The sequence below is a fragment of the Mesorhizobium alhagi CCNWXJ12-2 genome (genome assembly GCF_000236565.1).
GTDB lineage: Bacteria > Pseudomonadota > Alphaproteobacteria > Rhizobiales > Rhizobiaceae > Allomesorhizobium > Allomesorhizobium alhagi.
This window is the reverse complement of the sequence record NZ_AHAM01000168.1, coordinates 26,788-38,603: the sequence shown is the minus strand read 5'-3', so window position 1 is coordinate 38,603 and position 11,816 is coordinate 26,788. Positions and strand designations below refer to the sequence as shown.

10 protein-coding genes and 1 pseudogene are annotated in these 11,816 nt (G+C 63.0%); 1 reads left to right on the top strand and 10 read right to left on the bottom strand.

The genetic code is table 11. The features are described from left to right. Positions 1-71: 71 nt before the first annotated feature. Positions 72-857: pseudogene (locus MAXJ12_RS19260) on the top strand (class I SAM-dependent methyltransferase); the annotation flags it as partial. Positions 858-1,121: 264 nt separating this feature from the next. On the opposite strand, the gene MAXJ12_RS19255 reads toward MAXJ12_RS19260, so the two are convergent. From MAXJ12_RS19255 to MAXJ12_RS19210, 10 genes are all read right to left on the bottom strand, one after another. Then, positions 1,122-1,844, bottom strand: a complete 723-nt coding sequence (locus MAXJ12_RS19255; protein ID WP_008837637.1) for a DUF2161 domain-containing phosphodiesterase — start codon at positions 1,842-1,844, stop codon at positions 1,122-1,124. Between the two features lie 29 nt (positions 1,845-1,873). Beyond that, positions 1,874-3,952, bottom strand: coding sequence for an ATP-dependent helicase (locus MAXJ12_RS19250; RefSeq protein ID WP_040586937.1), 2,079 nt, complete (start codon positions 3,950-3,952; stop codon positions 1,874-1,876). Between the two features lie 219 nt (positions 3,953-4,171). Further along, positions 4,172-5,089: a transcriptional regulator GcvA gene (gcvA, locus tag MAXJ12_RS19245; protein WP_008837635.1), complete on the bottom strand. Its 918-nt coding sequence runs from the start codon at positions 5,087-5,089 to the stop codon at positions 4,172-4,174. 93 nt (positions 5,090-5,182) lie between these two features. Continuing rightward, positions 5,183-5,512: a hypothetical protein gene (locus MAXJ12_RS40345; protein ID WP_420891351.1), complete on the bottom strand. Its 330-nt coding sequence runs from the start codon at positions 5,510-5,512 to the stop codon at positions 5,183-5,185. A gap of 64 nt (positions 5,513-5,576) precedes the next feature. After that, on the bottom strand, positions 5,577-6,635 hold the full coding sequence (locus MAXJ12_RS19235; protein ID WP_008837633.1) for a c-type cytochrome: 1,059 nt from the start codon (positions 6,633-6,635) through the stop codon (positions 5,577-5,579). Beyond that, positions 6,632-7,282, bottom strand: a complete 651-nt coding sequence (locus tag MAXJ12_RS19230; protein ID WP_008837632.1) for a cytochrome c oxidase assembly protein — start codon at positions 7,280-7,282, stop codon at positions 6,632-6,634. The genes MAXJ12_RS19235 and MAXJ12_RS19230 overlap by 4 nt, the downstream gene beginning before the upstream one ends. Beyond that, positions 7,279-7,659 carry a hypothetical protein gene (locus MAXJ12_RS19225; RefSeq protein WP_008837631.1) on the bottom strand — a complete coding sequence of 127 codons (381 nt, stop codon included), beginning with the start codon at positions 7,657-7,659 and terminating at the stop codon, positions 7,279-7,281. The genes MAXJ12_RS19230 and MAXJ12_RS19225 overlap by 4 nt, the downstream gene beginning before the upstream one ends. Positions 7,660-7,666: 7 nt before the next feature. Beyond that, entirely contained in the window at positions 7,667-10,180 is a 2,514-nt protein-coding gene (gene ctaD, locus MAXJ12_RS19220) for a cytochrome c oxidase subunit I (RefSeq protein ID WP_008837630.1), read from the bottom strand. Beyond that, positions 10,177-11,061, bottom strand: a complete 885-nt coding sequence (gene coxB / locus MAXJ12_RS19215) for a cytochrome c oxidase subunit II (RefSeq protein WP_008837629.1) — start codon at positions 11,059-11,061, stop codon at positions 10,177-10,179. Before coxB ends, ctaD begins: the two co-directional genes overlap by 4 nt. Before the next feature lie 334 nt (positions 11,062-11,395). Beyond that, positions 11,396-11,815, bottom strand: a complete 420-nt coding sequence (locus tag MAXJ12_RS19210) for a VOC family protein (protein ID WP_008837628.1) — start codon at positions 11,813-11,815, stop codon at positions 11,396-11,398. Position 11,816 lies beyond the last annotated feature (1 nt).

Genomic DNA, 11,816 nt, shown 5'->3' with positions numbered 1-11,816 from the left:
GAATTGCGTAATCAAGAATTATCTTTTAGAGCAATTCCAATTTACCGCTTTTGGGGAGAGCGTTTCGGGCGATGACGGCTCACGCAAACTATTCGTTGCGCGACGAAATCCGGGATTATTGGTCCGACCGCGCAGAGACGTTCGACCTGCAAGTCGGCCACGAGATTTTTTCCGAGCAGGAGCGCGCCGCCTGGCATGCGCTCATAAGCAGGCACCTTGGACCCGGCGCCGGGCGGGCGTCTCTGGATCTCGCCTGTGGGACAGGCGTTATTTCGCATCTGATGCACGATCTGGGATTTGTGGTGACGGGCCTCGACTGGTCGGAAGCCATGCTCGCCAAGGCGCGCGCCAAGGCACAAAAACGCGGCGCTGGTATACGCTTCATCATAGGGGATGCCGAGCGGACGCTTGAGGACAGAGCGAGCTACGATGTCATCGTCACTCGTCACCTGGTCTGGACGCTGCTCGATCCGAAGACCGCGTTTGCCGAATGGTTCTCGCTGCTGAAGCCCGGCGGCAAGCTGCTGGTGATCGACGGCGATTTTGCCAGCCGCAACTGGGCGACGAATTTGCGGGAACTTTGGGAGAAGCTCACAACCGGCAAGTCGCGGGTCGTGGACAATGAGGGCGCCGTCATGGCCAGGCGCCACCTGAGCATTCTTGCCCGTGTCTATTTCTCGGGCGGCGCACGGGCGGAAGAGATAGGTCGTTTGCTGACCGAAGCCGGGTTCGAGCAGCCCCTCGTCGACTGGAAACTGGGCGCGGTCCATCGCGCCCAGGCTCGACAGCTGAGTTGGCCCAAGGCTCTCGAACGTGCCACTCAACATCGCTTTGCAATCTGCGCGACGAAGCCGGGACAAAAATCAACAACCGTTCCATGCCATCGGGAAACGGCACCACCCGTTGCCGTCCCTTCTCCTGTCGAAGTAGAGCAGCATCGCAGCTCCACGCCCCTTTCGAGTGATTGCTATTCCTTGAGATGGCAAGGATGTCGCCCCGTTTGCGGATTTCCGGTCCGGCATGATCTCCGCCATCCGACCGGTGCTCCGGCAGTCCGTTCCCGTCGCCTCCAGTTGGCCGCAAGGCCAACCCGTGCGGATAGAGGTTGGAAATGGGAGCCGTCAGACCTCGACGGGTGACGCCATGGTTGTGCCGGTCGCCCCTCCCCGGTCAACCACTCGCGAGATCGAGGGCTGTTGCGGCCACCTCAGCAGCGCCTGGTGGCCCGCGGGGGCCAGCCCGTAAACGCCGCGCTCGACACAGACGAACCATCCATAGACGTTCCGGCGCAGGATCTTGTAGGCATTCGGCAAATCGGGCCGCAAATCCCGCGGCCGCCTCGGCCCGTCGGCCAGCGCTGCCGCGCACCGCAGGGCCTCCTGCCGATAGGCCGTCATGATCGGGTTGCGCGAGCCGCCGCCGGCGACGGGATCGCCCTGACGGCGTTTGTGCTCGTCGATCAGCCGCGAGCGCCGTTTGGGATCGCGTCGCGGCAAGGGCGCGGCCGGGCTCAGCAATATTTCGACACCGTCAGTGGCAGTGACGCCGAGCAGTCCTATTCCGAGGCGGCGACATAGGTTTCGAAATCTGGCATCGCTCTCGCGGCCTTTTCCGCGGGCCGACATCCTTGCCGCCAGCCAGACTTCGTCGGCGGCAGCCATTCGGTCGACGCCCTGCAGGATGAGTTCAAGATTGAATTGCAGCTTGAGTTCGCACACCACCACGATGGGCGGCGAATCCTCGCTCAGCGCCAACAGATCGCATCCGCCGATTTCGCCCTTTACGGTGTAACCCAGGCGTTCAAGGAACTGTTTCACCGGTGGGTAGAGCGACGTCTCAAGCATTAATCCACAATTCTCCCGTCTCGGCCCTTCTATTTCCAGTGGCCGCGCATCCTGGCGCCGAGATCGACCCGGATTTCCGGTTTTGCGGCCCCGGGTCTTGTTTCGCGGCGATCCGTCCAGGCCACCTGCTGGAAGTTCGACAGGGTCGAAGCAGGTATGAACCGCGTGCGCGATGCATAGACGTGGCGATCGCCACGCGACGCCTGACCGTGGGTGTAGAAGCGCTGCGGCGTGACGAGATGCAGGCTGTCTTTCGTCCGGGTCATCGCCACGTAAAGCAGCCGGCGCTCCTCTTCGATATCGGCCTCCTCGCCAGTCGCCAGGTCGATCGGGATGCAGCCATCCACGGCATTCAGGACGCACACGCTCTTCCATTCCTGGCCCTTCGCCGAGTGGATGGTGGAGAGGATCAGGTAGTCTTCATCGAGATGCGGCGGGCCGGCATGATCGCTCGTCGCATCGGGCGGATCGAGTGTGAGATCGGTCAGGAAGCGTTCGCGCGATGGGTAGCCCGAACCGATCTGCTCAAGCTGCAGAAGGTCGGCGCGACGGGCGGTTGCGTCTTCATGGATCCGCTGGAGATGCGGCTCGTACCATAGGCGGACCTGCTCGAGATCGGCGGGCCACGATGATTTTGTCCGCAAGTTGGTGAAGAGGTCGACGAAGGCCGGCCAGTCCGCTTCGGTTCTTTGCGGGATGCGGGCGGCCGACAGACCGATCACGGCGTTCAGAGTTTGCCCCAGGGTATCGATGACGTTGCCGGCGGTCGACGGTCCGACGCCCGGCAGCAGCTGGAGAACCCGAAAGCCGGCCACGCGATCGCGCGGATTTTCGGCGAAACGAAGCACGGCGAGCACGTCTTTCACGTGGGCAGAGTCCAGGAATTTCAGGCCGCCGAATTTGATAAACGGAATGTTTCGCCTTGTAAGCTCGACTTCGACCGGGCCGCTGTGATGCGACGCCCGGAACAGCACCGCCTGCGCCTTGAGCGCGGTCCCCCCTTCCCGTTCGGCCAGCACCGTCTCACAGACGAAATTTGCCTGATCGGCTTCATCCCGCACGGTCACAAGCCTTGGCTTCTCCGCTGACCTGCGTTCGGTCCACAAATCCTTGGTGAAGCGCTCCGCCGCCTCGCCGATGACAGCGTTCGCGGCAGCCAATATCGCGTCGGTCGAGCGGTAGTTCTGGTCGAGCGTCACCACCTCAGCCGGGTGGGCAAATTGCTGCGGGAAATCCAGGATGTTGCGGACCTCCGCGGCCCTGAACGAATAGATCGACTGGGCATCGTCGCCGACGACGGTCAGGCCCGAGCCATCCGGTTTCAAGGCAAGCAGGATCGACGCCTGAAGCCGGTTCGTATCCTGGTATTCGTCGACCAGGACGTGATCGAAGCGCGATGCGAGATGCTCTGCGATGGCGACCTCCTTCGCCATCTCGGCCCAGTAGAGCAGGAGGTCATCGTAATCCAGCACGCTTTCGGTCTGCTTGGCCTCGACGTAGCCCGCAAACAGCTGCTTCAGTTCCGCGCTCCAGCTCCGGCACCAGGGGAAGCTCCGGCGCAAGACCTCGTCGAGCGGCTCCTGCGAATTCACCGCCCGCGAATAGATCGCAAGACATGTACCCTTCGTCGGAAAGCGGCTCTCCGTTTTGGAAAAGCCGAGTTCGTGCCGGACCAGATTCATCAGGTCGGCCGAATCCTCGCGGTCATGGATGGTGAAGGCCGGATCGAGTCCGATATCGAGCGCGTAGTCCCGCAGCAGCCGTGCGCCGATTGCATGGAAGGTGCCAGCCCAGTTCAGCCCGTCCGTGACGATCGACGCCTTGTCGCCGAGCACCTCGCAGGCGATCCTCTCCACCCTGCGGGTCATCTCGGCCGCGGCGCGTCTCGAAAAGGTCATCAGCAGAATGCGCCGGGGATCGGCGCCGTTGACGATGAGATGCGCGACCCGATGCGCCAATGTATTCGTCTTGCCCGATCCGGCGCCGGCGATGATCAGCAGAGGGCCAGCGATCCCGCCACCGCCATGCTCCACGGCGGCGCGTTGCCCGGCGTTCAGCTTGGCGAGGTAAGGTGACTGGAAATTCGAATCACGGGTTGCGATGTTCATCTCGGCATGGAGCATCGTTTCCGTTTCGTTCGCAATGCCTTAGTTGATACGTTTCGACCAGACTCGCCCCCGCACCGGAGCATCCAATGTGCAGTGATGTGTCCACTGGCTAGGCGCCCCGCTCACCATCAGAGCGTTGATCGGCCGGCGCGGGCCGGCCCTGCCGGTTTGATCCTCACAGGCGATTGGACCGCCGCGCAGGGCATCGTCCATTGCGGGCTATACTTGCGTTTTTGAAGCTTCGTCCATGATCCATGTTCGGAAGGCAACGATGCGGGGATCGTTGGCCATGCTTTCGGTATAGACAAGAAAGTAAGCGAACTCCGGAGCCATCTTGATTCCCAATTGGAACGGCCTCACCAGCCTGCCTTCCGAAAGATCGTTGGCCACGATGGTAAAATCGGCAAGCGCGACGGCATCGCCGTCGATGGCGGCCTGCAGGGCGCCTGTGGACGTGTCGAAGACGATTGTGCGGCTATCGTCGAAATCGTCGATGCCGGCCGCGGCCATCCACATTTTCCAGTTCGGCCAGGTCACGCCGCGGCGAGACCATTCGATATGGGCGAGTGTATGCCTGAAGAGATCGCGTGGCTCTTTTAGCGGTGGCCCGGATATCAGCAGGCGGGGGCTGCAGACGGGAATTATGACGTTCTCAAACAGCCGGTCGGCGCAAAGTCTTGGATATTTTCCGGTGCCGAAACGGATGGCGATATCGATATCTTCGAGTTCCAGATCCCGCACTTCATAGGAAATATCGAATCTCAACTCGATGTCGGGATAGGCTTTCTTGAAACTGTCCACACGCCGCATCAGCCATTTTGCTGCGAACTGCGCGTCGGCCGTGACCTTCAACAGTGATGTACTGCGCACCATTTTCCGGGCGCGCGACACCGCGCCTGTCAGCCCTGTGAGTGCCTCTATCGTCGCCATGTGCAGGACCTCGCCGGCTTCCGTCAGCCGCATGGAGCGGCTGGTCCGGTGGAACAGCTGGACGCCAACCTGATCCTCGAATTCCTTGATTTGATGGCTGATCGCCGCCGGCGTCAGATGCAGCTCATTCGCTGCGCGCGTGAAACTCAAGTGCCGCCCCGCCGCTTCGAATGCCTGCAAGGCCCGCGTGCCAGGGATATGGAGCATGAATCATCTTCAAATAAAACTATCTGATGCTGTGAAAACTAGTCGTTTTTGACCAAAGCTTCAAGCGCGTAGAGTCCTTTCACATTCGAAACTTCAAATTCGCATTGAAAGGCAAAGATCATGACCTCTTGCGCCGAATTCGATCAAATCCGTGCTCCCGCAAGGCCGAGGGCCTCGTTGTTCACCTGGATATTGAACTTTTTTCATGTCCGTGAGCGCCGACGCCTGGCTCTCAAGGATCTGCAGCGCCTCGATGATCGTGAGTTGCGCGACATCGGCATCAAACGCCACGACATCACGGCGATCGTCGACCGCGAAATCGGCAGGTTGCGCCTGGATGAATTCCGCTCGCGCCTGTGACCGCAGTTTATCTCGAGCATGCCGGCAAAGTTTCGGCAGCAGGCGGCGCATCGCAGCGGTCAACGCCACAGGCAGCCTTGCGCCAGCGTGGCCAACGCCTCGCTCATGCCAATCTACGAATATCCCTTCATTTTGCCGATGAGAAATAGGCGGCAAGATCCTCTATGTCATCGGCTTCCAACGATCTTGCCGTCTGTTCCATGAGATGGGCGTAGGGAGTTCCGCCGCGCTTGCCTTCGGCAAAGAGACGAAGCTGTGTCTTCAGGTAGCTAGCGTGCTGGCCGTCGAGCTTTGGATAGACTGGGTTGCGGGGCGCGCCGCCATGGCAACTCAAGCAGGCTGGCACCTTTCTTTCGGGAATGCCGCGTTCGGCGATCTCGCGCCCGCGCGCGGCGTCGCTTGAGCCGGCGGCGGGCGCGGAAACGGGCGGTTGCGAAGCGAAATGGCGGGCGAGATCGGAAAACAGGCGAGGGTCGGCTTCGACGGCCGCAAGTTCCATGACGCCGCTCGGGCGCTTTCTTTCGGCGAACGCCTCAAGGCTTGCACGCAGATATTCCTGCCGCTGGCCTGAGATGATCGGCACGTGCTCGCTACGCCCTCGCCCGTCGCGGCCGTGACACCGCGCGCAATCCGCCAACGCCGTCTCAAAGTCGTTCGCGGGCATTGCCGCACCGCCCTCGCCTCCGATCGCCAGTTCGCGGTAAGTCGGGGCGTCCATCTGCGGCAACGCGCGCAGGAATGCGACCATCGCCCAGACCTCGTCGTCGCGCTCCTGGGTGGGCCAGGCCGGCATGCCGGTGAAGCGCACCCCGTATTTGACGATGCGGAACAGCTCGGCGTCGGACCAGGTGCCCATCACCGGCGCCAGGTCGGGCGGCCGCGGCAGCATCCGCAGGACCGACGGCGAGCGCGGTTCGCCCGGCGCGCCGTGGCAGATCGCGCAGCCGCGTGCGAAATGTCCCGCCGCCGGTTGGATGCCCTCGATGGGCAACCGTTCGGGAACCTCGACGGCGAGCGAGTAGGTGCGTACTGCCGAACGCATGGCCAAATGCAGAAACCACTCGGTGATCTTCCAGTGTCCCGTCGACGCGCCGATATTGAAGAAGCCTATCCAGGCGACGAACACCGCCACGAAGGGCAGAATCGCCAGCGCGATGGCGATGTGCTTCCAGTGGAACTTGATCATCGCGCGAGCCTCCGATCGGTTCGGCCGCGCGCGTCCTGCGCTGCCAAAAGCCGCGCAAGCAAGGCCAGCCCCCCGACAAGATAGACGGCCGCGCCAACCATGAGCATGATTACGCCGCCGAGCGCCTGGTCTTGGCCGGCGCTGAGCGTCAAGCCAAGGCAGGTTACATCGCCTGTCCCGTAAAGCGGGCGCGGCGTCAGCGCCAAAAGCGCGCCGAGCAGCGTCATGTGCACCGAAGTGAACAGGAGCCCGAACGCGCCGGCCGCACTTCTTTCGTTTCTGTCATAGCCGCTGTGGCCTACACAAGACAGCCAAAGGATCAGCCCTGCCGCAAGAAAGCTCGCCTGTTCGGCAGCAGCGGCGACCGGCGAAGTTTCGGCCACCGCGCGCAGGGCCGGCGCATGCCAGACCCAGACCACGACGAGTTCGAGGAGCGAGGCGGGCACAGGCGAGAAAAGCCGCGAGCGCCGTGAAAAATCCCACTCTGTTCCGGACAGGCCAAGCGCGACAAGCGGCGCGGCGACGGCGACGACGCCCATATGAACCAACATATGTGCGGTGAAGGAATTCTCGCCGGCGGCAAAGAGTGGACCGCCCCAGATGATTGCGAGCATCAGCAGGCCGACAATGAGCGCCGTGCGCTTCATTGGAAGCACCCGGAAATCATCAGCGCGGCCATGGCGGTGTAAACCACGGCGATGAAGCTCAGGCCCGAGAGCAGCAGCGTAGCGAATCCCTGGAAGCGTCTGCGGTCATGCGGGGTCGGATCGTCATGCGGCGGATCGTAGGTTCCGAATCCCCATTGCCGCCAGGCGAGAACAGCCGAGAGCACGATCATCGCCAGCGCTGCGACGGTGACGGCGCCGATGCCTGCCCGGACCACGCCGAAGCCGAAATCCACCGCATCCTGCTTGGCGCAGTAGATTGCCGCCCCGACATAGCAGACGAGGAAATGCAGCGCCCACACGACAGGCGCGGTGAACAGGGTCCAAAGCGTTTCGATTTCCTTGGGGAGGATCCGCATCGTCGCCTCACAACGCCAGCGGGAACAGGCCTACGACGGCGAAGGTCGTCACTGCCGTCACTGTCAGGAAATGCCAGAAGAGAACGACATTGTGGATATCGATGTCGTGGGCCGTCGTGAGCTTTCCCGCAAAGCTGCGCGCCAGACAGTAGAGCAGCATGACAATCCCCACCGCTCCGTGCACCGCCGTCCACGCCACGAGCACCCAGACGATAGCGGGATAGACATGCGCCGTCGGGTCCATCCCATGTACCCATGGACCGTAGAGGCCAGTTAAGCTCCCGACAGCAGTCAGCACCAAGGCTGCTCCGACCGCGAGCCGCATTCCGATGGCGGAGCCGCGCGCATTCACTCCGCGTGCCGCGAGCATCAGCAGCCACGCCGCCACGAAGCACGCCAGCGCAGCCATAGGCCAGAGCACTCCCGGCCCGGCTGTCCCGGCAGTGAAATCCTCGTGGATCGTCCAGTAGAAGAAATAGCCGAAAACGAGGCTGCCGAACGCCGTCCCGTCTCCGACCATGGTGATGAACATCGCCCACCAGCCGACCGATTCCGGTCCCGACCTGTAAAGCGGCAGGGTCAGGCCGAGGCCGATATCCTTTCCAGGCTTTTCGGGGATTTCCGCCGTTCCGGTCCAGGCCCAGAAAAGGATCGCGCCGAGCGTGACGAATGCGCTCACGGCCGTAGCAACCCACCATTCGAAGGTCAGTGCGATGAACACGGCGCCGAGCGCGAAGGCGGCGACGATCGGCGAGACGGCATTGCCGCCGACGCGCATACAGTAGATCGGTTCGGCGTCGAGCACGGAGGTCACCAACGTTTCGCGCCGCCCCTCCTCCGCGTCCGGCAGATAGAACCGTCCTTCGTCGGTATGGCGGATCAGGTCCTGCTGGTCCCAGGCGGGATAGCGGCTTTCGATCAGCGGAATCGAGCGCACCCCCCAATTCTCGTCCGGCTCGTTGATCCATTCGAGCGTGCCGGCGTTCCACGGATTGCGCTCCAGCGCGGGCTGACGGCTCTTCGGCCGCAGCACGTCAAAAACGACGACCAGAAAACCCGCCGCGAAGACATATGCGCCGATCGTGGAGATGAGATTGAGCCAGTCCCAGCCCAAACCTTCGGGATAGGTGAACACGCGGCGCGGCATGCCACGCAGACCGGAGAGGTGCATTGGGAAGAAGGCGACGTTGAAGCCAACGAACATCAGCCAGAAGGCGATCTTGCCCAGCCGGTCCGACAGCTTTCTTCCGTCGACGAGCGGATAGAAGTAATAGAGGCCGGCGACGACCGGAAACAGCATGCCGCCGATCAGCACGTAATGCAGGTGCGCGACGATGAAATAGGTGTCGTGCGCCTGCCAGTCGAAAGGCGCGAGCGCCACCATCACCCCTGTCAGCCCGCCTATGATAAAGATGGCGAGCCCACCTGCCCCGAAAAGCATCGGCACGCCGAAGATGACGCGGCCCGCAAGCAGCGTGGCAATGAATACGAATATCTGCACGCCGGTCGGGATCACCACCGCCTCTGACGCCGCCGAGAAGAAGGCGAGCGAAATCTGCGGCAGGCCGGTTGCGAACATGTGGTGGACCCACAGGCCGAAGGACAGGAAGCCGGTCCCTACCGCGGCGAGCACGATCCAGGAATAGCCGACGATCGGGCGCTGCGCGAAGGTCGGCACGATCATCGCCATCAGCGCGATAGCCGGCAGGAAGATGATGTAGACCTCCGGGTGGCCGAATATCCAGAACAGGTGCTGCCAGAGGATCGGGTCGCCGCCGCGCGCCGCGTCGAAGAAAGGCCAGTCGAACATCCGCTCCAGTTCGAACAAGAGGTCGCCGGCGATCAGCGGCGGAAACGCGAAAAGGATCATGCCGGCGACGATCAGCAGGTACCAGGCAAAGAGCGGCATCATGTTGACGCGCATGCCGGGCGCGCGGCACTTCATCGTCCCGACGATCAGTTCGACCGCGGCGGCGATCGAGGCGACCTCGATGAAGGACAGTCCGAGCAGCCAGATGTCGGCGCCGATGCCGGAATACTGCTTGTCGGTGGCGAGCGGCGGATACATGAACCAGCCCGCATTGGGAGCGGCGTCGAAGAAGATCGAACCGCAGACGAAGGCGCCGCCGATCAGAAAGCTCCAGAAGCCGAAGGCCGACAGCCGCGGAAACGGCAGGTCGCGCGCGCCGAGCATCGGCGGCAGGAGGTAGATCGCGACCGCCTCGAACATCGGCACGGCGAACAGGAACATCATCACCGTGCCGTGCAGTGTAAACGCTTGGTTGAAGAAATCCGCCGAGAGGAAGTCGTTGTCGGGAACGGCGAGCTGCGTCCGCATCAAAAGCGCCAGAACGCCGGCAAACAGCATGAAGGCAAAGGCGGTTGCGGTGTACCAGACGCCGACCTGGGTGTTGTTGACCGACGTCCAGTAGCGCCAGCCGCTGGGCGTTTCCCAGACGTCGCGCAGCCGCTTTTCCTGGGCTCGGCGGACTTCCTCCGGGGCAATTGGAGGCGGCTTCATTTGAGCCCCTCCAGATAGGCGGCGATAGCGGCGATGTCGGCCTCGGGCAGCATCCCGAACGCGGGCATCTGCGCGCCGGGCTTGATCGCATCGGGTTTACTTATGAAACTGGCGATGGCCTCGACGTCGACAGGCATGATGCCGGCGGCGAGCGTCTCGCGCGAACCGACATGCGACAGATCCGGGCCGACGGCGCCAGTGGCTTCCGTGCCTCTGACCGTGTGGCATGCCGGGCAGCCATTGGCGATGAACAGTTCGCCGCCCGGAGCGCCGGCGCCTGGTGAGGGCCTGGCCTCGTCGGCGAGCCAATCGCGGAAGGCGTCCGGCTCCATCACCACAACAGAAAACGCCATCAGTGCGTGCGACGTGCCGCAGAATTCAGTGCAGGGGCCGCGATAGGTCCCGGTCTTGGCTGCCCTGAGCGTCAGGCGATTGGTGCGGCCGGGGATCATGTCCATCTTGCCGCCGAGCACGGGAATCCAGAAGGAATGGATCACGTCGCTGGAGGTCAGGGTGAATTCGACACGTTCGCCGACCGGCAGCCTGATCTCGTTGGCGGCGTCGACGGGCGGGCCGTCGGCAGGATGGTAGCGGACCCGCCACCAGAACTGCTCGCCTTCGACCTCGATGCGAAGGCCTGCCGGCTCGCCCGGCGCGGACCACGGCCTGATGTCGGGCATCAGCCAGAGCGCATAACCGAGCAGAAGCCCAAGCAGCAGTGCGGGTATGATCGCGCCGCCCCAAAGGATCAGCAACCCTGCGGCGTGCTCACTCTGGACCCGCCGCCGCTCTCGCGTGGCGTAGATCAGCGTGCCTATGACTGCAGCCCAGATCAGTGCGCCGGCGATGGCCATGACCCAGAAAAGCCGGGCGACGGCCACTGCCTCGTCGCCCGCTGGATCGAGCGCCGACTGGATGCCGGAACAGCCGCAAAGCGCAAGGGGGGGCAGCGCGAGGCCGCAGCGTCGCGCCTGCGAATATTGCCGGCCGCTCCGTTTCGCCGCTTCCGGAATGTCGGCCCTCCCTCTCCAGATCGCCTAAGGCTTGCTATCGCATTGCCGCGGGCGCACGGAATCTGCCGGGCCACGCATTAAAATGCTCCCAAGCGACAACGGCGGCCGGACGAGTTTGTTCCTGGAGGGGAGCGTCAGCGCTGGCGGAGAGGATGCGGCCGCGGGGCTTCCGAGATTCTTCCGCTGTTCGGTGTCTGGGCGCTTATTCCGGCAGCGAAATCCTGCCTTCCGCGTCGATCGGGAAGTCCGGATTGTGCGCCACTTCCCAAAGATTGCCCTCGGTGTCGGCGAAATAGCCGTACCATCCGCCCCAGAAAGCGCGCTGCGCCGGTTTTATCACCTGGCCACCAGCCTTTTCAGCCGCAGCCAGAACCTCGTCGACTTCAGCATCGGAGCGCGTGTTGTAGGCGAGGTAGACGCGCGACGGCCCATCGGCGAAACCGATGCCGGAATCCTGCTCGGCGCTTTCGCGCGGAAACAGCGACAGTATCGCGCCGCCCATCTGGAAAAATGCCACGCCGTCCGTGATGCGATGGCGCTTCAGCCCCATCTCCTCATAGAATTTCGCCGCACGATCGAGATCGTCGACCGCGATCGTGATGATCGAGATACGCGGCTCCATC